Source organism: Desertivirga brevis, from assembly GCF_017355835.1.
On sequence record NZ_JAFEWF010000004.1, the window covers coordinates 57880 to 79614 of the forward strand.

Annotated in this window: 13 protein-coding genes; 11 read left to right on the forward strand and 2 right to left on the reverse strand. The window is 40.1% G+C overall.

Annotated elements, in window-relative coordinates; genetic code table 11:
• The 5 genes from J4N25_RS12320 (at position 1) to J4N25_RS12340 (ending at position 7443) form a co-directional block, all read left to right on the forward strand.
• Positions 1-3516: a malectin domain-containing carbohydrate-binding protein gene (locus J4N25_RS12320; RefSeq protein WP_207422516.1), complete on the forward strand. Its 3516-nt coding sequence runs from the start codon at positions 1-3 to the stop codon at positions 3514-3516.
• A 67-nt stretch (positions 3517-3583) separates the two neighbouring features.
• Complete coding sequence (locus J4N25_RS12325) at positions 3584-3955, forward strand: SpoIIAA family protein (protein WP_207422517.1); 372 nt, start codon at positions 3584-3586, stop codon at positions 3953-3955.
• Positions 3956-4095: 140 nt separating this feature from the next.
• A complete protein-coding gene (locus J4N25_RS12330) occupies positions 4096-4467 on the forward strand; it encodes an iron chaperone (RefSeq protein ID WP_207422518.1) in 372 nt (123 codons plus the stop codon).
• 413 nt (positions 4468-4880) lie between these two features.
• Positions 4881-6437 (forward strand): sodium:solute symporter family protein, encoded by a 1557-nt coding sequence (locus J4N25_RS12335; RefSeq protein WP_207422519.1) that lies wholly within the window; start codon positions 4881-4883, stop codon positions 6435-6437.
• 73 nt (positions 6438-6510) lie between these two features.
• Positions 6511-7443, forward strand: coding sequence for a dihydrodipicolinate synthase family protein (locus J4N25_RS12340; RefSeq protein WP_207422520.1), 933 nt, complete (start codon positions 6511-6513; stop codon positions 7441-7443).
• Positions 7444-7780: 337 nt separating this feature from the next.
• Here J4N25_RS12340 and J4N25_RS12345 read toward each other — a convergent pair whose 3' ends face one another.
• The gene (locus tag J4N25_RS12345) at positions 7781-8671 is read right to left on the reverse strand and encodes an AraC family transcriptional regulator (protein WP_207422521.1); all 891 of its coding nucleotides are present in this window, start codon (positions 8669-8671) and stop codon (positions 7781-7783) included.
• A gap of 280 nt (positions 8672-8951) precedes the next feature.
• Here J4N25_RS12345 and J4N25_RS12350 point away from each other — a divergent pair, with 280 nt between their 5' ends.
• The 5 genes from J4N25_RS12350 (at position 8952) to J4N25_RS12370 (ending at position 18089) form a co-directional block, all read left to right on the forward strand.
• Complete coding sequence (locus tag J4N25_RS12350; RefSeq protein WP_207422522.1) at positions 8952-10556, forward strand: fucose isomerase; 1605 nt, start codon at positions 8952-8954, stop codon at positions 10554-10556.
• Positions 10557-10679: 123 nt separating this feature from the next.
• The gene (locus J4N25_RS12355; RefSeq protein WP_207422523.1) at positions 10680-11366 is read left to right on the forward strand and encodes a DUF3826 domain-containing protein; all 687 of its coding nucleotides are present in this window, start codon (positions 10680-10682) and stop codon (positions 11364-11366) included.
• Positions 11367-11697: 331 nt separating this feature from the next.
• On the forward strand, positions 11698-14919 hold the full coding sequence (locus J4N25_RS12360) for a SusC/RagA family TonB-linked outer membrane protein (RefSeq protein ID WP_242695887.1): 3222 nt from the start codon (positions 11698-11700) through the stop codon (positions 14917-14919).
• Between the two features lie 10 nt (positions 14920-14929).
• The gene (locus J4N25_RS12365; RefSeq protein WP_207422524.1) at positions 14930-16813 is read left to right on the forward strand and encodes a RagB/SusD family nutrient uptake outer membrane protein; all 1884 of its coding nucleotides are present in this window, start codon (positions 14930-14932) and stop codon (positions 16811-16813) included.
• 28 nt (positions 16814-16841) lie between these two features.
• Positions 16842-18089, forward strand: a complete 1248-nt coding sequence (locus J4N25_RS12370) for a hypothetical protein (protein WP_207422525.1) — start codon at positions 16842-16844, stop codon at positions 18087-18089.
• 432 nt (positions 18090-18521) lie between these two features.
• Here the strand turns inward: J4N25_RS12370 and J4N25_RS12375 are convergent, their stop codons facing one another.
• Positions 18522-19775: a hypothetical protein gene (locus J4N25_RS12375; protein WP_207422526.1), complete on the reverse strand. Its 1254-nt coding sequence runs from the start codon at positions 19773-19775 to the stop codon at positions 18522-18524.
• Positions 19776-20043: 268 nt separating this feature from the next.
• On the opposite strand from J4N25_RS12375, the gene J4N25_RS12380 reads away from it, so the two are divergent.
• Positions 20044-21699 carry a pectate lyase family protein gene (locus tag J4N25_RS12380; protein ID WP_207422527.1) on the forward strand — a complete coding sequence of 552 codons (1656 nt, stop codon included), beginning with the start codon at positions 20044-20046 and terminating at the stop codon, positions 21697-21699.
• Positions 21700-21735: the final 36 nt, after the last annotated feature.

The window sequence follows — 21735 nt, forward strand, 5'->3', positions numbered from 1 at the left end:
ATGAGCAATACAAGATACACACTTACGATACTTTTTATTTTTCTTTTCTCTGCTACATTTTCTCAAACTCGTATCGATATATCTCTTGATAATAACTGGCTTACTACAGCTCATGATAAGAATCAGGCTGCGCATAATGGTTTTGAGAGAGCCGGATATAAAACAACGAACTGGAAGCAGGTTAATGTGCCCCATAACTGGGACCAGTATCATGGCTACAGAAGGTTGATGCACGGTAACCGCCATGGCTATGCCTGGTATCGTAAAAACTTTAAGCTGCAAAAAGCAAAAGATGGTAAGAGGTTTTTTCTGTTTTTTGAAGGCGTGGGTTCCTATGCGACAGTGTTCCTCAACGGGAAAAAAGTAGGCTATCATCCAGGTGGAAGAACCACGTTTACCATTGATGTAACAAATACGATCTTAACAGATAATAAACCAAATCTTCTGGCTGTTCGGGCTGACCATCCTGCAAACATTCAGGACCTTCCCTGGGTTTGTGGTGGATGCTCTGCTGAAAGGGGATTTTCTGAAGGTTCTCAGCCTATGGGTATATTCAGGCCCGTACATCTTATTGTAACCAATGATGTACGCATTGAACCTTTTGGTATTCATGCCTGGAATGATACAACCGTAACCGAGAAGTCGGCAAAGATTAATTTCTCCAGCGAGATTAAGAACTACAGCAGTAGGAAAAGAACCTTAACAGTTAGCACTGGAATTCTCAACAAGAATGGAAAAACGATATTCGAAGAAGGAACGGCTTATTCTGTAGAAGCTGGAAAAACACTAACGGTTAGTGATCAGACACAGCTTAGAGATGTAACTCTTTGGTCTATTGAGAACCCTTATTTATATACTATCGTTACCCGTATCTACGAAAAAGGTAAACTGCTTGATGAGCAGAGCACGCCTTACGGTATACGCTGGATCAGCTGGCCGATTGGAAAGAAGGATCAAAAGCAATTTTTCCTGAACGGGAAGCCGGTGTTTATTAACGGAATTGCAGAGTACGAACATTTAATAGGTAATAGCCATGCCTTTACTACAGAACAGGTAAAGAGTCGCGTTATGCAAATTAAAAGCGCAGGCTTCAATGCTTTCAGGGATGCTCACCAACCTCATAACTTAAGGTACCATGAATATTGGGATAAAATGGGGATTCTGTGGTGGACCCAAATGGCCGCCCACGTTTGGTACGATACCCCTGCTTTCCGTAAAAATTTTAAGGACCTCTTGATAGACTGGGTGAAGGAACGCCGTAATAGCCCTTCTATCGTTTTATGGGGATTGGAAAATGAAAGTACTTTACCAGAAGATTTTGCGCGTGAATGCACAGAACTAATCCGCAAGCTAGATCCTACCGCATCTTCGCAACGATTGGTCACCACTTGTAACGGAGGCAAAGGAACAGACTGGGATGTGCCGCAGAACTGGACTGGTACCTATGGCGGCGATCCGAAGATCTATGACCAGGACGTAGAGCGCCAGGTGTTGATCGGCGAGTATGGTGCTTGGCGTACCCTTGATCTTCATACAGAAGGACCTTTTGTTCAGAACGGAATATTCAGTGAGGACCGGATGACCCAATTAATGGAGATGAAAGTCAAGCTCGCGGAATCGGCAAAGGATAAAACAACCGGACATTTCTTCTGGCTATTGAACTCTCATGATAACCCTGGCCGGGTACAGGGAGGAGAAGGTTTACGAGAATTAGACAGGATCGGCCCTGTTAACTACAAGGGTTTGATGACTCCCTGGGAAGAACCTCTGGACGTCTATTATATGTTCAGAGCTAATTATGCACCAAAAGCAACCGAGCCCATGGTGTATATCGTGTCTCATACATGGCCAGATCGGTGGACTAAGCCAGGAAAAAAAGACAGTATCATTATATACTCAAATTGCGATGAAGTTGAGCTATTTAATGACGTAGACCAGAGTTCTTTAGGCAGGAGAAAACGAGGAGGAATTGGAACCCATTTTCAATGGGATGGGGTAGATATTAAGTATAATGTTCTCCAGGCCAAAGGATATGTCGGTGGTAAGGAAGTTGCAACTGATATGATCGTTCTTCATCATTTACCAACTTCGCCAAATTTCGCTAGGCTCTATAAAGATGCTAAATCTTTGACTGCTCCTCAAAATGGATTTAACTATCTATACAGGGTGAATTGCGGTGGAGCTGACTATAAAGATGAAAATGGAAATATTTGGATGGCTGACAGGGCTCGTAAAAATACCAGCTCCTGGGGGTCAACGTCATGGACAAAAGACTTTCCAGGTACTCCCGATTTCTTTGCAAGCCAGAGGAGGATACACGACCCAATCAAAGGGAGTAAGGATTGGCCTTTATTCCAGAACTTCCGTTATGGACGTGAAAAGTTAAACTTCGGGTTCCCTGTGAAGGATGGAGAGTATTTTGTCGAATTGTATTTCACGGAGCCGTGGTGGGGTACTGGAGAGGGAATGGATTGTTCTGGTATGCGCCTTTTTGATGTAGCGATAAATGGAAATGTTGTATTGAATGATTTAGATATCTGGAAAGAAGCAGGGCACGATGGAGCACTTAAGAAGACAGTTAAAGTAAAGGTAAGTGGTGGCCAATTGCTTATATCCTTCCCGGAGGTAAAATCCGGTCAAGCTATACTTTCAGCAATCGCGATTGCCAGCGTAAACCGGTTTGCTACGCCAGCTCCGGCTTCCGCAACTGTAATTCAAAATATATCTGATAAGAGCGCAGTTGGACAAGGTTGGATGGATACAGGCAATAAAATATTTGCCGACACTGAATCCCGTTTTGTATCTCTGCCATCCAACTTGTATGGCGCAGAGTGGATCAAGACAAGCAGCAAAGCAAGTAACGCCTTTACATTCAAGGTAGGCGAGGAAGCTGATGTTTTTGTTGGATGGGACACTGGTGTTCAAACCCCCGCCTGGTTGAAAGATTATGAGGCTACAGGTGCACAAATAGCGACCACTGGCGAAAATGACAGAAACTATAATGTATTCAGAAAAAGATTTAAAAAGGCGGAGACTGTAGCCCTGGATGCACAGCAAAAACCAGGGTGTTTAGTTGTGGCGGTATTACCAGCAACTATGCTTGAACCTGCCCACGATCTAAAGAAAGCAATTTCTTATAAAGCTACAGAAGCAAAATTTATAGGTACAGGTCTTGGTAAAGCTGATTTCCTTGGCAAAGAGCGGGCTAAGTTCTCTAAAGCAGTTGGTGATGTTCTTGAATGGACCATTAATACGGGCGTAGGGGATACTTATTCTTTAACAGTAAAGTATCATAACCCCTATCAAAAAACGCTTAAGGCACAGATTGAGCTGATAGCGCAAGATGGAACTGTGTTGAAGAAGCCTGAAACCATAGAATTGGCATCAACTAAGGAGGGTAAGTGGAATTATGTGACTACGAACACCGGTACTATGATCAATGCAGGAACGTATAAGGTTAGAATGATTGCTGTAGACACAGAAGGTGTATATGTAGATCAGTTAGACGTTCAATAATATTTGAAGTTAAAGGCAGGCCTGGCTGTATTGGAAAACAATTTCAGTCAGGCTTGTTTGTTTATTAATGTTATGTCAATTACCAGAAACTAAACAAGATCTATTGGCTGTGCGGGTAAACGATGTTTTAAGCACAGAAGATCTTCAACTGTACAAGCAGTTGATAAATGCGATAATTGCTAAGTACGGATCCGTGCGCCTGTATTTTGAAATGAAAGAGTTTAAAGGCTGGGAACCTCTTGGTTTTTTAGAGAACGGCTTATTTGACCTTTTACACGGGATCAATTTTAACCGGGTAGCTATGGTCGGTGAGAAGGAATGGCAGCATTGGGCTGCACGCCTCGCTTCACCGGTTAAGAAAAAAGGCATCAGGTACTTTGATCTTAAAGACAAGGATAAAGCGATTCATTGGCTGGAGGAGGATCCTGATAAAAAGTAACTCATTCTCCCTCTTTATAAAATATCACCCGGGAGGCAGCGATAGGAACGGTTGACGCATTTCTCCCTGAAATAGTCGTATCTCCCCCTCATTCTACATCTCATTAAAGACTTATCTTTAATCTTCATTAAACACTAATTATGGACCGTAAAGCTGAAACTGTAGAAGAGTATATTAACTGTTTTAGTGAAGAAGTTCAATGTATTCTTAGGAAGATACAAGAGTGTATTCAAATGGTTGTACCCGAAGCAACGGAGACGATAAGCTACGGAATCCCCACTTTCAAGCTTGCTAACAAATCACTTGTTCATTTTGCGGCTTTCAAAAAACATATTGGGTTTTATGCACTTCCTGAAGGGAATACTGCCTTTGCTGAAGAACTGAAAAGCTATAAAGTGGGGAAGGGCTCTATACAATTTCCTCTGACTAAACCTATTCCTTACGACCTGATTAAGGAGATGGTGCTGTTTAGAGTGGATGAGCTAAATAATATTCACATGTCAAAGAACTAAAACCGGTTCTGCTTGCAACTACCCGTATTTGCGAAGCATGATACAAAAATACTTCAATTTTGGGCATATCCAGGACTGCAAACCTCCCTTGCGGCTTTTTGCGGTGATTTGCGGACATTTGCGGCGAATTGCGGAAGGATTGGTACTTTCTTCGGGAACTGTTCGGGACAAAGGGGTACTTTGTTCGGAAAATTGAGGGGCTTTCCCGAACCTGCCCCGAACCTGTCTCGAAGCTGGTTCCTATTTGGATCCTATTTTCTATCATCCTGTCTCGTCCTGAGAAGGGAACATTGGATGTAAAAAAATCTTAAGATAATATCGTATAGTATATAGAAAAAATGCTATATAAAAGGGCATCCTTCACAATTGATATTTGTTTAACTAAATTAGCCAGTTAAGAATTGTATTAAACAATGAAAAGCCTGCCAATTTTCGATCTAGCAGTTATACTTCTGTACCTCGTAGCGATGGTATTGGTAGGAATTTACTTCTCAAGAAAGAACAAGAATGCTGAACAGTTTACGAAGGCATCGGGACTTATTCCGGGTTGGGCAATTGGGATGTCTATTTATGCTACATTCTTAAGCAGTAACACGTTCCTGGGAGTTCCAGGGAAGGCGTTTGGAGGTAATTGGAACGCGTTTGTGTTCAGTATATCAATGCCTTTAGCTGCCTGGGTTGCCTCTAAATATTTCGTTCCATTTTATCGTAGTACCGGTGAAATTTCTGCATATACGCACCTTGAGCATCGCTTTGGGCCGTGGGCAAGAACTTATGCTGTTATATGCTTTTTGCTTACTCAGCTTGCGCGGATGGGTTCCATATTTTTTGGAATAGCACTAAGCTTACAAGCTCTTACGGGATACTCTATGCAATTGATCATGATTGTAATGGGTATTGTAATTATTATCTATACAGTGCTGGGTGGTATAGAAGCAGTGATCTGGACGGAAGTTGTTCAAGGGGTTATAAAAACCTTCGGAGCAATCCTGATATTATATCTTATTATCACAGAAATGCCAGGCGGTGCTTCTAAAATTATCGAGATAGGACAGGCAAATGATAAGTTTAGCCTGGGCAGTTTCTCAATGAACTTTACAGAAGCGTCCTTCTGGGTTATACTTCTTTACGGTTTCTTTATCAACCTGAATAACTTCGGGATGGACCAGAATTACATTCAAAGGTATCATACAGCCGAATCGGCTGGAGCTGCTGCAAAGTCAATCTGGCTGTGTGTGTGGTTGTATGTTCCAGCTTCATTACTGTTTTTTGTTATAGGTTCTTGTCTGTTTGCTTACTACCAGCAACATCCGGAATTGGTTGATTTAATTAAACAACAAGTTGCTGTTGAAAGAGCAGGTTTGGGAGCATCAAAGGCAGATGTAGCTGCAATTGCTGCTGGTTTGCAGGCCGCGGATTATGGCGATAAAATAATGCCTCATTTTATGGTTACTAAGATCCCTGCTGGTTTGGTCGGTCTGATAGTATCTGCAATTCTATCCGCGGCAATGAGCACTATTAGTTCTGGAATGAATGCTTCAGCTACTGTGTTCTCAGTGGATATTTACAAACGTTATTTTAAACAAGACCTTGATGAAAAGGCGAACCTTAGACTGCTGCATCTCGCTACCGTAGTTTTCGGATTTCTGGGCTTAGGAACAGGTATTGCGATGATTGGTGTCAAGAGTATCCTGGATGTTTGGTGGGAACTTTCGGGAATCTTTGCTGCAGGAATGTTAGGATTGTTCCTGCTCGGGATAATTAGTAAACAAAGTAAAAACCACGAGGCTTTAACAGCCACAATTATCGGAATATTGGTTATCATTTGGATGACCTTCTCCAACAGTATCCCTTTGGAGTATGGATATTTGAAAAATCCACTTCACAAGAACATGATTATTGTAATTGGAACCCTGACAATTTTCCTGGCCGGTGTATTCTTCACCAGGATCCGGAAAAGGGCAGAATGAAATTGGAATTCACTCTAAAAGACTGATATCCGCTAAATCTCTCTATTGTAAAATATTAGCATAATAAATAAGAATGGAAAACTCACAAAAAGGGTTCATCCCGGTGATGCTCACGCCCTTTAATAATAACGGAAGTATTGATTTTGATACGCTTACCCGACTTACTGAGGTATATTTAGGAGCAGGGGCGAAGGGATTATTCGCGAACTGTCTCTCAAGCGAGATGTTTGAGCTGACCGACAAAGAAAGAATCGACGCGATTAAGCATGTTATAAACGTAGTAGACGGAGCAGTCCCTGTAGTTGCCACAGGAACCTTCGGCGGTCCTATTGCGGAGCAGGCGGATTTCGTTAAAAAAGTTAATGATCAGGGTACCGAAGCGGTTATTTTGATTTCAAGTCTTTTAGCAGCAGAGAACGAGTCTGACGAAGTCTTTAATGACCGCGTTTTTGAACTGCTTAATGCAACGGATAATGTTCCTGTTGGTTTCTACGAGTGCCCTGTTCCATATAAAAGATTGTTGTCTTCATCTCAGTTGCAGAGTTTCGTATCAACCGGAAGGGTGATCTATCATAAAGACACGAGTCTGGACATAAATCAAATAAAAGACAAACTTGCTGTTACAGATGGGCATAAGTTTGGTCTATACGATGCTTATATGGTTCATGCAGTTGAATCATTAAAAGCGGGATCTGCCGGTCTTTCTTGTATCCAGGGAAATTATTTTCCGGAGTTGATCGTATGGTTATGTGACCACTACAATGACGCCAGTTTAACCAATGAAGTGCAAAGAGTTCAGGACTTCCTGATAGAGAATATGGATGTAATGCATAATGTTTATCCAATTGTTTCCAAGTACTTCCTGCAAAAGAGAGGATTGAATATTTCAACCTTTACGCGCAGAAAAGTTGGTGCTTTCACGCAAACAATAACTAATGAAATTGAACTTCTGTATTCAAATTACAACCGTCTGCAGAATGATTTAGATCTAAAAGTAGCTATATAACAGTATTGCTACCCCGTCAATAAAAATTGAAAAGCCCCCGTCGAGTGTAGAACTTTCGGGGGCTTTTTTTGCTCTTTTACTTATGAAGAATTTTCCTAGAAATCTATTTGAGACGCATAGGGGAAATTTAGTATTGGCCTGGCAAAGGGGAACCCATAGTTATATGTCATTCCTATCACCCTGCTATCTCCTTCCTGCCTTACTTACTTACTTACTTTAACAACCAGACAGAACCCAGATACAAGACAGTGAGATGGGGGAGACAAGGTTCCTATACCCTTGATCCCATTGGCATCCTTCTCGAAATAGAAATTCTGAAAAAAATTATGGAATCTGACTACGCAGCGTGATGTTTAACTTTATTCAAATACTTTCTTTTGTACTCTAACGGAGTAATACCTGTAACCTTTTTAAAGTGCCGGTAGAAGTTTGATACGTTGTTGAAGCCACAATCGAAGCAAATTACTTCTGTTGGAAGCTTGTCTTCAATCAAAGACCTGCATGCATGGCTTATCCGTATTTCGATTAAGAAATCGTAATAAGTCTTTTTGGTCATTAGCTTGAAGTAACGGCAGAAGGAAGTAACGCTCAAATTACTTATCGCGGCAATTTCTTCCAACGTGATATCCTTCTTGTAATTAGCGAGTGTGTAATTGCAAACTTTATTTAGTCTGAGCGTATCAGATTCATTCGACTGGTAGAATGCACTCTGACCGTTAACAATAGTTTTGTGATCATCACTCTCCGCTAATGTCTTCAATATGGATAGGAGAATAATAATCCGGTCCATATTAGTGGCATCCAGCGCTGAGTACATCAGTTGAATGATCTTTTCTTTTGCTGGACCTTGAATTATTAATCCGCTTTTAGCCTTTTCATATAGCTTAGGGATCATGTAGGCTTCGGGCAAAGTCCAAAGGAACTTACCAAGGCAATCGGGTAGGAAGTGAAGAACCATGGCTTCCACCTCCATTTCCGGGTTGTTCTGGAAATACTCCTCCTTGCACCTCCAGGTATGTGGGAGATTTTCTCCCAAAAAAACGATCTCGCCTGGCGAAAAGTTGCTGATGTTATCACCGATAAACCGAACCCCTTCACCACGGATGATGTAATGTAACTCAAGTTCCGGGTGGTAATGCCAGATATTACCAAAATTCGGTTTTGTATCATGACGAATACTGAAAGAACTCTCAAGTTTTACTGGAACTTTATGAAATAGAGGCTTCATACTGGATAAAATCTAATAATACACGACTATGAAAAGATATTACAAAATCGAGATGTGTGTGCAATTACTGGTTACAAGTTCAAATATATATAAATGATTTGACTCATGCTAATATCCTACACTAAATTGATAAAAAACAACAGATTTCCGGTCGGCCGTTTCTGCAACTTTGTTAAGTTAATAGGATAACAACGCAAAATTATAAACTTAGAATCAACCGGTTTATTGTACGATCTAATGCAACCAAAGTGTTACAGAGGGTAGTAGTTTAAAAGAAATTATGAACAAAGAAACGAAAGAAGTTCTACTTGTTGCCAGTGGTGATTTAAGGCTTTCAGCTAACCAAAGTTGTTGGGCTGCCCAGGCAGAAATGGAAGCATTATTAACAGCTGCTATTGAAAAGCAAGGCTGGAAAGTAAAACGCGCACATCCTTACGATGAAGTTAAAAAACATGGCTTTATCGATTCTCAAAAAATGGGCATGGAAGTTTTCCGTTCCATAGATCCAACCCAACCTCTTATCGTAGCTGAAAGTGTTTGGCAATATTCTCACCACGTTTTGGCAGGATTAACCACTCACCAAGGACCAATCCTCACGGTAGCAAACTGGAGCGGCCAGTGGCCGGGTCTTGTTGGAATGCTTAACCTGAACGGTTGTTTAACAAAAGCCGGTGTAGAATATAGCACGCTTTGGAGTGAGAATTTTAACGATGAGTTTTTTGAAAGCGCTTTAAAAGAGTGGTTTAGCACGGGCAAGATAAAGCATGATAAGAGTCATGTTAAAAGCTACGATCTGGTAAAGCTCCCTTTTGAGGATGAGCAGGCAGGTCGCGAGTTTGCTCGTGAGATAAAGCAGAATAAAGCAATAATGGGAGTGTTCGATGAAGGTTGTATGGGAATGTACAATGCTATCGTACCAGATGAGCTTCTTCATAAGACCGGAATTTTTAAAGAGAGGCTAAGTCAGTCAGGCCTTTACGCTGCAATGAGAAACGTAAAGGATGAAGAGGCGAAGGCTGTTTTAGACTGGTTGGTTCAAAAGGGAATGAAGTTTAGCTGGGGTTCTGATGAAGCTACTGAGCTAACAGAAGCACAAACGCTTGAGCAGTGCAAAATGTACATCGCAGCTACCAGAATAGCAGACGAATTTGGTTGTTCAACCATCGGTATTCAATACCAGCAAGGCTTAAAAGATCTTACAGTAGCTAGCGACCTGGTAGAAGGGCTATTGAATAACCAGGATAGACCTCCGGTTTATTCAGAGAATGGTACCGAATTATATGCAAACGATGCCTTGCCTCATTTTAATGAAGTAGATGAGTGTGCTGGAATTGATGCTTTCGTAACCTACCACCTTTGGAAAAAGCTGGGATTACCGGGAGAAAACACTCTTCACGATATTCGTTGGGGAGAGAATTACAACGGCGATTTCGTTTGGGTATTCCTTATATCTGGCGCCGCCCCTCCGGCACATTTTATTGATGGTTATAAAGGAGCAAGTAGTGACAGACAGCCGCCAATGTACTTCAGACTAGGTGGAGGCACTTTAAAAGGAGTAAGTAGACCAGGTTATATTGTTTGGAGCAGGGTTTACGTTAAAGATAACAAACTACAATGTGATTTAGGAGTAGGGGAGGCGGTACAATTACCAGAAGAGGAGACAACACGTCGCTGGAACGAAACAACGCCTCAATGGCCGATAATGCATGCTGTTTTAAAAGGCGTTAGTCGTGACCAACTAATGGCTCAACATCAGGCAAACCATATTCACGTTGTTTACGCAAATGACGAGGCTTCTGCACACAAGGCTTGCCGCGTTAAAGCAGCTGCTCTTGCAGAGTTAGGGCTTGAAGTGCATTTCTGCGGGGACGTAGAATTAGTATAAAAGATATAACCAAATGAGATCTTTAGTAGTAAAAGGACTAACCAATTACTCTGAGATCTCATTTAGTTCAGGAAATTAAACCATTTATAGATCTATTATTTAAACAAAGGATCAGTGATTAAGATGAAATCGACTATCAAACCATTTTTAGTATCCCTTGCGCTTACTGCTGCCACAGCTAGCTCTGTGTATTCACAAACCAAACCTTCAGAAAAAGAATATAGACAGGTTGTAACAGGACGCGCTGATAAGATCGTTAAAGGCCTTGGCTTAACAGATACTCTACAGGCTGGTAAAGTTCGTGAAATAATAGCAGATCAGTACATTGATCTAAGTACGATTCACGATGCAAGAAATGCTAAGATTAAGGAAGCGAAGCAAGTTAATAAAGACAATAAAGAAAAGGCAGCGGCGGAGGTGAAGAAGCTTGAAGCAAAAGCTGATAAGAAGCTAGCAAAGCTCCATAAATTCTTCTTGAAAAAATTATCAAAACAACTAAATGCCCAACAGATAGAAGGTGTGAAAAACGGATTGACCTATAATGTTTTACCTAATACCTACCAGGCCTATCAGGAGATGTTGCCAAATTTAACTGAGGAGCAAAAGAAGCAGATATTAGCATGGCTAACAGAAGCAAGAGAACGTGCAATGGACGCAGAATCTTCAGAAAAGAAACACGCTTGGTTTGGAAAGTATAAAGGCAAGATCAATAATTACCTATCAGCAGCGGGTATAGATATGAATAAGGAGGGAAAAGCATGGCAGGAACGAATTAAAGCGCAAAAAGCACAGCAAACTAACTCAAATTAGCCTAATGTTAAGATCGTATAATCTTAAGCGAAAATGCTATATAAAATAGTTGTTACAACAAGTTAAATTTGAGATATAACAAATAGCCAATAACAAATTAAAATTTTCTCAAGTTTTGAAATCTGAATTCTTTAGCAATTCAGTAGTAATTTTTAATAGTTACTAGCCGATTTAATAACACTTTCAATAATATATATGAATTTACTTATACACTCCTCAGCTTAACCAGCGCCCGTTTATGTGATTTCAATTGTTTCAAACCCTGAATCCTCCACAATTTAGTTGTGGGTAGGGGAACTTATTTTTTAATGTAATAAACTAACAATAATTTATGAACTTACTTCATCAAACGCAGCATTACTTGGGTAGGAGGTCAAGAATGGCATGTGCACCGTTATTTGCGGCATTGCTAATGTCCTCTTCAGCTTTCGCAAGCGATAATGTTGCTACCAACAAATTGATGCCACTGGTAAAAGAGGCTGCCAGGGTAAACGTTACCGGTACTGTAAAAGACGCGAAGGGTGAGCCTTTACCAGGCGTTACTGTAAAAATTAAGGGGACTACTACTGGTACCACGACCGATATTAATGGTGTTTTTAGATTAAATCTTCCAACCGGTAATGAAACCTTGGTATTTACCTTTTTAGGTTTTAAAGGTAAAGAAGTTAGAGTTAACGGTCAGACTACGGTTAGTGTAACCATGGAGGAATCAGCCAATGAGTTGAATGCAGTTGTTGTAACGGGTTACGGTACAAAAAAGAAATCTGAAATAATTGGTTCTGTTGCAACAATTTCAGGCGAAGAGATCCAAGATATTCCGGCTCCGAATGTTGCTGCTGCCCTAAGAGGCAGAATTGCAGGTGTTGGAGTTAGTCAAAGTTCCGGTCGGCCGGGAAGTTCGATAACATTAAATGTCCGAAACGCAACCGCCTCTGGCTCAGTTGCTGGGGCTACAGCCGAGCCTCTATATATCATCGATGGTATAACAGTTGATAAAGCAGCCTTTGATAATCTTGATCCTTCAATGGTCGAGAATATGACCATCCTTAAAGATGCTTCAGCTGCAATTTACGGTGCATCAGGAGCTAAAGGGGTTGTCTTAATTACTACGAAAAGAGGTAAAGCAGGAAAGATCGGTGTTAGTTATAACGGATATATGGGTGTTTCAGATGCATCCAGAAAGCCTGAGATGCTTTCAGCTTACGAACATGCTTCCTTGTTAAATGAGACGTATAAAATAAGTAACGCGGCTGCATCTGATTTTTTTACACCAGCAGATTTGGATTATATTAAAACACTTAATCACAAAAGTTGGTATGATGAATTATGGCAGTCCTCACTAACGCAAAGGCATAATTTAAGTATTTCCGGAGGAAGTGATAAAGTTACCTTCTTTGCCGGAGGTAGCTATTCAAACGAGAATGCCAATTATGCTGGTGCTCAATTTGATCGATACTCGTTTAGAAGTGGACTAGTTGCTACGATGTTAAAAGGTTTAAAGGCTGATGTAGCATTCAACGTTGATCACAGTGTTCAGCTTACAAATCACAACTTTTCAGACAACGATGCTACTTTTTTTGAATCTATAGTTGTAACCCCCCAATGGATTCCTATTAGCATTGATGGTAAACCAGTCAATCATGTTGCTAATAATCTTAGAAACCCATTAGGGCAAATTCAGTCTGGGTATTTTGATAATAGAAAAAGTGCTGGTTATCGGATAAATGCGAGCCTAAGCTATGAACCAGCTTTTCTTAAAGGCCTTACAGCAAGGTTGCAAGTTTCTCAAGGTAGTAATCAAACTAATAACCGTCAGTACAATGCGCCTTATAGATTATACAATTTTGTAAGAACAGGAAGTAACAACCAGTTCTGGAGCAATGAGGTTCCAGCCACTACACCTTTCGTTGATATTGTAAGTCCACAAGCTGCTACTATGATACCAACCCTTTCAGGTTCTAACAGTTATCAAGGATTTTTTACGCTGAAGTACGCTAATACTTTCGGTGCTCATACCATCGATGCAACTGCGGGTGGAGAGCAAACAGTTTCGTACTGGGAAAATCTCGCTGTCAAGTTTTCCAACCAATTGATTCCTGAGAAATCAGACTGGTGGGCATTCAACCCCAGCACGTTGACACGGGAAAGCTCAGCAATAATGGAAACAACAAAACGTTCTTTTTTCGGTAGATTAAGCTATGATTTTAGCAAGAAGTACTTGGTAGAAGGGGTGGCGAGAATTGATGCATCCTCAAACTTTGCACGTGGAAACCGATGGGGATTATCTCCAAGTTTAGGTCTTGGATGGATTGCGAGTAATGAGACTTTTTTTAAGGATAATATCTCATTTATCAATTTCTTGAAATTCAAAGTTAACTATGGTATCACTGGAGATGATAGGGTTGGAGATGCAAGCAATCCAAGATTATGGCAAGAAAGATATGCCGTTGATGCAGTTAACGGGTATCTTTTTGGCACGGCTAACAATGGTAATGGTTTAAATCCCTCAAGTTTTCCAAATCCTTTAATTACTTGGGAAAAAAAGAAAACTTTTAATGCCGGTTTCGAAGCTTCATTCCTTAACAGCAAAGTAGATTTAGGAGTTGAATTCTTCCGGAATAAGACTTACGATGGCTTTGACAGAGGTGCAGCGAATCTTTACCCGCTATATGCTGGCTTCACACCTCCAGTGGTGAATTACAGAGAATACTATAACTGGGGCTCGGAGTTTACTGTTGGTTATAAAGCAAAATTAGCCCGGGATTTGAACCTTAATACTAATATAAATTTTGGCTGGGGTAATTCGGTTGTTGACAAAGCCATATACACTCCCGGTGATCTTTATAAAAATCGTGTTGGTGATGATCCTGTACTTGTTGGTACTGATCCAAGAGTATATAATGGTTCAAATTTTGGATTAAGATATAAAGGCATTTTAAGAACAGAGGAAGAAGCTGAAGCATTTAGACAGGCCAATCCAAACTACAAGGTTTATAACAGAATTCCAGAAGTTGGTTGGAGCTACTACGAGGATACAAATGGAGATGGGGTTATATCTGATTTGGATATGGTTCCCTTGTATAAGAATACTAACTCGTTCTTCTCTTCCGGTATCAGTTTAAATCTTAGTTATAAGTCTTTGAGTCTGAGTACGAACTTAAGCGCCCGATTGGGAGGAAAAGTATTCTATGATAGCAGGGCACGTAATGCTCCTTCAAGGACCAGAAATGTACTTTCCATTTGGAATGATCGTTGGACTCCTGAGAATCCAAACGGGTTCTATCCTAGATTTGATGACCCGACAATTGCGAAGAACTCTGATTTCTGGGCTGTTGACGGAACTATGATTCGAGTTAACAACATGACTTTAAGTTACCGTGTCCCTGCGAAATTTACTAGTAAACTAGGCATGAGTAATGTTAGGTTACTTGCAACAGGAAATAACTTATGGACAATTGTAAACCCTCTTCCTTATAAAGATCCATATACCTCAAGTGGTTATGATTATCCTATGCTAAGGACAATATCTGCTGGATTAAGTGTTAATTTTTAAATTTTGTGCGATGTTAAAACAATATAAAAGTATACTAAAAAAGTCTTTATTTGTGCTTTCCATGGCTGCAGGCTTATCTGCCTGTGTTAATAAAGATGAATTCTTTGTGTTACCAGATAGAGGTGGAATAGATGCGGCGATATGGAGTACAGAGGGAGCTTTGGATATGCACTTGAATCGCGCGTATGATGTGATCATGCCAATGTTCCTCTACGAGAATTTCAATACTAATAATATGAATGGTCGCTATGGGGTTCATTATGCCAGCGACGAAAACGCCTTTCCTCTAACAGATGAAATGGCCAGGAAAGCTCTTGGATTACAGGTGCCGCCATTAAACAACAATGATGTCAGATTTGCCGGAAATGTTTATACTGTCAATGCAGGAAATAACAAGTATATGGATATTTCCAGGTGTAATAATGCAATTAAATATATTCCCGAAGGAACTTTACCGCAGGCCACAAAAGATAGATTTTTAGGGCAGTATTATGCGTTAAGAGCCATGGTGTACTTTGACCTGGTTAAAGTTTATGGAGGAGTTCCATTGGTTTTAGAACCTCAGGATCCTGAGAACGTTACCGCCCGTGGTAGAGCGAGCGCCAAAGAATGTTTTAATGTAATTGTTTCTGACTTGGATTCGGCTATGTCTAAGTTAAGGAATGTAACTTGGGACGACGGGACTGGACGAGGACGATTGGATCGCTTAGCTGCTGCCTGTTTAAAAGCAAAAGTCCTTTTATATTGGGCGAGCCCGCAATTCAACCCCCAAAATGATCAGAGCAGGTGGACAACTGCTTTAGAGGCAAATAAGGCCGCGTATCAAATGGCACTTGACGGGCAAAAAAGATTAGTTACGAACTATGCAGATATTTTCCGTGTAGAACCTAATCCGGAGGCGATCATAGTTAGACCATACAGTGAAACTATTGAGAGAAGAGGACATGACGCTGAGGCAAGGTCTCGACCAAGTTCTGAGAGTGGTGGAGCAAGTCCTTATGTTGGATACAGGGCGACTACCAGGCTGGTTGATGCCTATCCAATGAAAGACGGGAATCCAATCTCCGTGGCTAATGGAAAATACACATATGATCCGGTAGTGTTTTGGGTTAACAGAGATCCTCGTTTTGAAGCAACTATTGCTTATAATGGAAGCGTTTGGCCTTTAAGTGGAAAAACAAATAGAAGGCAATGGACCTATAATAGTGCTGCGGATGAAACAAATATAATGGGTCTTTATTGCAAGCGGTTTACTAGACCTGGTTTAGCAGCTGGTAGCGCAAGGTATCAGAATAACCTCGGTGGAAATGGAATGGACTGGATTGAGCTGAGATTAGCAGAAGTGATGCTTAATCTAGCAGATTGTGCTAATGAAACAGGTGATATGAACCTTGCAAAAGACATGGTAAGACAAATTCGGATAAGAGCAGGCATAGAACAAGGTGATGCTGCTAATGACTATGGTTTGGGTAGGATCGCATCTGTCAGCGATATGCGGGATTTGATTCTAAATGAACGGATGGTAGAGTTTGCATTTGAGAATAAGCGTAATGCTGACCTTAGAAGGACCCGTAGAATGCACTTGCTTTCCGGAGATCTAGAAAGTATTGAATTCACAGTTAAAGATGCTGCAGCAAAAAATGCCTTAGAGGCTGGGACCACTACTCGTTTCAGAGAGAGTCTCAATCTTAATGATAAAGCCACTTACCTTCAATATTTTAACCCGCCTGCACGTGTTAAATTTACTGTTTCAGGTGTGGGTGCTTTACTTCCTTATAGTGTTCCCCAAGAACATTATTTCTATACATTCAATGATGATTTCGTAAATAGAGGAGTTAATATTCAACCAACTGTCGGCTGGCCAGGTGGAACCTTTGATCCTCTTGCTGAATAGTATTTGAAAATATACATAATTGATTGAAATGAAGAATATAAGATATAGCGTATTTTCTTTTTTAGCCGCTGGAGCAGTTTTCCTCGCTTCATGCAAAAAAGAATCCGAAAATATTTATAACCGTTTTACTGACGTGGACGTTACTTATAACTCCGCTTTAAATAGTGACGAAGTAATATTAGATTTCGAGGTGAGTACTCCGACAACAAGTCCGGCCATTAACCAGATATACACTGTTAATGTTGCAGAAACAGGAAGTAATACCCCTCTGGTCACTTTAACAGCAAACTCGGCAGAGAGAAATAAATTCGCTGGAGTTGTCAAATTGAAAAAAAGCAGTGCAGGAACCGGTACCTATAGAGTATGGGCAGTCGGGGCAAGCGGGGCACAGATTGCTGCTGCTACAGTTGTTTTTAATGGCGGAAATCCAGTAGTTAATCCTGTTCTAGTTTCGGGAAATACGATTTTAACTGATGGACAGACAGCGTATATAGACTATACCTTGACTTCTGGAAAAGAGGATATTCATTACATTACAGTAGAAAAGTATCCTGGAGCAGGCACTAATCAAGTTGATCGAGTTGTAACTAATGTTTCTGATCCCTCAAAAAGAAGAAACTATTCTGGATTAGTTAAAGTAGTGGCTAATCGAACAGGGAAGACAAGTTACCGAATATACGCTCAAAATTCAACGAATGTTTATATTGGCGATGGTTATAAACAACTGACTATTGATGTTCCAGAGGTGAATTACCGCCTATTGCATAATAGAAGATTATATGCCCCAACTAACGATGGAAACTCTTTGTCATTCTATTCGATATCCAAGGATAAAGCCTATAGTTATAATGAAGGCAAAGAAAATTCCGCTGATATAGATTTTGGAATTTTCACAAAGGTTGACCAGAATCCTCAAAGGTTAGGACAATTGATTTTTAATTTATATTCGCTAAGTAATCCTACCAATCCCAACCCGGTATATGGAATCAGTGATTGGCAAAAAAGGACGACAAGGTTTAGTAATTTTATAGCAAGTTCGGCGACCTTATTCAATTACAATCTTTCTTCCAGCAGCGAAATAGAGACTAGAGCAAAGGCTGAAACCTTGACTAGGACAATATTAGAAGGGACTCAACAATCAAACGGACTCGCTCCTAATACTCTTGTTTATTTTGTTACACCAGAGGGTAAGTACGGTTGCATTTTCGTAAATGCACTTAGTGTTGATTACGATGGTAGACCGTATTTAAGTATTAGCATAAAGGTCCAGAAGTAGATTGTACCTATTCCACTAGACCCTAGTTATTTTGAAGATGGTTCGGCAACTCGCCGAACCTTTTTTATTAAGCACAATTTGGATATCCATATCAATTTTTACTTGGCCCTTTTCCAATCGCTGTTTCTTGAGCTTGGCAGCCTAATAAGTTGATCGGATTAAAGCGAGACGAGGATCAGGCGTAGGATGTCGTCCAAGAAAATAAAAGAAACAAGAGAATTATGGTATACTCTAACACATGGCCTTAATCGCTGATCCGATGATTGTTGCAGATGAGTCGAAGATTTGCCGCCCCCATGAGCTTTACTTATTTGAGGTAGTTTCTCTTGCCATTTAACTTATTATTGTAGGATTTTAACAGATGGAATTAGTATTACTATCAATGACGATCCTTTGCTATGGTTTAAATACTGCAAAACAATACTATGCTAATCACAAATGGTAGCGTATTGCTCCTGAAAGGGTATGCTGCTTTATCATATTGTTGTTTTTTGCTTCGATATTGCTTCCCAGGGGCTGTAGATAACGTGCTAGGATTTGAACTTTACTAATTTGAATTCCACATTCTATTGGAAATTGAATCCAGAAAGAAGGGAAATTATAATTTTCGTTATAGTACGATTGGTCAATCTCCAAGCGCACTGGTGATTTAATCATCTTCTTTTTGAATTCGGATTTTTCTTTAAGTGAGGTATTAATAGCAATACCCGTATTTATAAATCCCTTAACTAACTTTCCATTGTAGATGTTATACTGAATAGTTGGTGTAAAAGCAAGGTTCAGTACATCAAGTTCATAGGTTGCGCGAGATATTCTTCCCGCACTCAGTTCCTCGTCTTTATATGTCTCGAATTGGTGTTTACTAATTCCAAATGTTGTGCGAATAGCTAACTTACGAATCTGGGAACTAGGATAGAAAACAAGTCCTAGTTCAATTCCTGGTAAAATATAAGTTTTAGAGTTATTCTCGCTTCCCGATAAAGGATGAACTTCTTCGAATTCAAACGTTGTTTGATTTGCAGATATTCCAAAGAATATTTCAATAGCCTCTCTTTTTTCTTCAGTATGATTTGTAGTAATACCATTAATAAACATGAACAGCTTTAGAAACGATGCTTTACTATAAGAGGAGTTGTCAATGGCAGGGGGAAAAGCTGGATTATTTAATCCTGCCTCGCTTACCAATGTTTTTAAACGTTCTCGATATGCCTCAAAAGAAAGTAATGAATTATTATGTCGATATTTATAAGAAAGGAGCTCCTCTATTTTCGAAAATTTGTCCTTAACAAAAAATCTTTGTTTTAAATTGTCTTTATAATCAAATAGAGAAAGATATTCTCCATGGACTATTTCCCTTAAAAATACCGTATCTACCTTTGCTGTGGTATCGATAGTTGCACCAACCTTGGTAAATTCATTTTCATTTTTCGAAATTGGTCCATTATAAGTAACATATTTACAAAAACCAGGCACATGGAAGGACTGTATGTGTTTAGGTGAATAATAAACTTTCTTTCCTTCTTTTGTTTTAAACAGGATACTTTTAGGGGTAAGCCCCCATTCTTTGGTGTCCACTAAACCTTTGATCGTGTCTTTATTATTTAGGATGACGTAGCCAGGTTTATAATTAGATTGGGAAAAAGCTGTTAGGGTGCTTACTGTAAATAGTAAAAATAAAAAGCGCATTGTGAAAAGTCTTGGTTGCAAAACTATAAAAAAAAGCAAAATTATAAAGATACCTGCTTGGTTCCCAAATTACGGTGAATCAGATTTTTTGAGACTGTAACAAAAGGGTTATAACCGGACTAAAGCTAACATCCTACAATAACAAGTCAAAATTCTATATTCGCGAATATGGAAATCGATTTATCTTTGGTTTATAATATACTTTCTAACCAAAAGGTATTAATTGTAACCAAATAAATTAAACAATAAGCACACACACTTTTATTAGATGAAGAAGTTTTTTATTCCTTTTTTGGTTGGCGGGGCGTTGGTGATGAATTCAGAAAGATCACTTGCTCAGTATCCTGATATCCCTGCTGATGTTAAGAAGGCGAGTGATGATTTGCTAAAGGAAGCATTTCGTCAATCGGATATTGCCTGGCAAAAAGCGCTTCCTATAATTGAGAAGGAAGGTAGAGAAGGAAAACCTTTTATTCCATGGGCTGGTCGCCCTAGTGATTTACCTCAGTCTTCAATTCCTGCATTTCCTGGAGCAGAAGGTGGTGGTGCTTACTCTTTCGGTGGTCGTGGTGGAAAAGTGTATGTTGTTACAAGTTTAGCAGATAATGGTCCTGGTACCTTACGCGAGGCTTGTGAGCAGGGTGGTGCTCGTATCGTTGTTTTCAACGTGTCTGGTATCATTCGTTTAAAGACTCCTTTGATCATCCGTGCTCCGTACATTACAATTGCTGGTCAGTCAGCTCCTGGTGATGGTGTTTGTGTTGCTGGTGAGTCTGTTTGGATCAATACGCACGACGTGGTTATTCGATTTATGCGTTTCCGCAGAGGTGAGACATTCGTGGGTAGGAGAGATGATGCTATTGGTGGAAACCCAGTAGGTAATATCATGATCGACCACGTATCTGCAAGCTGGGGCTTAGATGAGAACATGTCCATGTATCGCCACATGTATAATGACAGCACGGGTAAAGCAGAAGAAAAGTTAGGAACAGTAAATATTACTATTCAAAATTCAATTTTCTCTGAGGCTTTAGATACCTGGAACCATGCGTTTGGTAGTACTCTTGGTGGAGAGAATTGTACATTCATGCGTAACCTTTGGGCTGATAATGCAGCTCGTAATCCTTCAATAGGATGGAATGGTATCTTCAACTTCGCAAATAACGTTGTCTTTAACTGGAACCACAGGTCTACTGATGGTGGTGACTATAAAGCAAGCTACAATATTATCAATAACTACTACAAACCAGGACCAGTTACAGATTTGAAAGAGCCTATCAGTTATAGGATCTTAAAACCTGAGTCTGGTAGAAGTAAGCTCAAATATGTAGTGTTCGGAAGAGCACATGTAACTGGAAACATCATTGAAGGTAACGATAGAGTTACTAAAGATAACTGGGATGGTGGTATTCAGTTAGAGAATAAGAAAGGTGAATTGATGAGCTTCGAAGAGGCAAAGCCATACTTTGCGGCAATGAAGACAGATAAGCCTTTCCCTATGGCTCCAATCTCGATCATTCCTACAAGAGATGCTTATAGCTACGTACTTCAGAATGCAGGTGCCATCCTGCCTAAAAGAGATGCAGTTGACGCTCGTGTAGTTGAGCAGGTAAGAACAGGTAAGATCAGCTATAAAGAAGGCGTTAAACTTCCTGAAACTCAGTTTAAGCATCGTAAACTACCTATTGATTCGTATAAGTTGGGTATCATTACTGATCCTAGTCAGGTAGGAGGATACCCTGAATATAAGGGTAAACCCTACAAAGATTCAGACAAAGACGGCTTGCCTGACGAGTGGGAAACTAAGAACGGTTTAAATCCTAAAGATCCTTCTGATTCAGCAAAAGATCGCAACAACGATGGTTATAGTAACATTGAAGAGTATTTAAATAGTTTAGTTACTGTAAGTACTGTTAAACCTTAATTTGTTATTCCTTTCTTAATTTAGTAAATATAATTG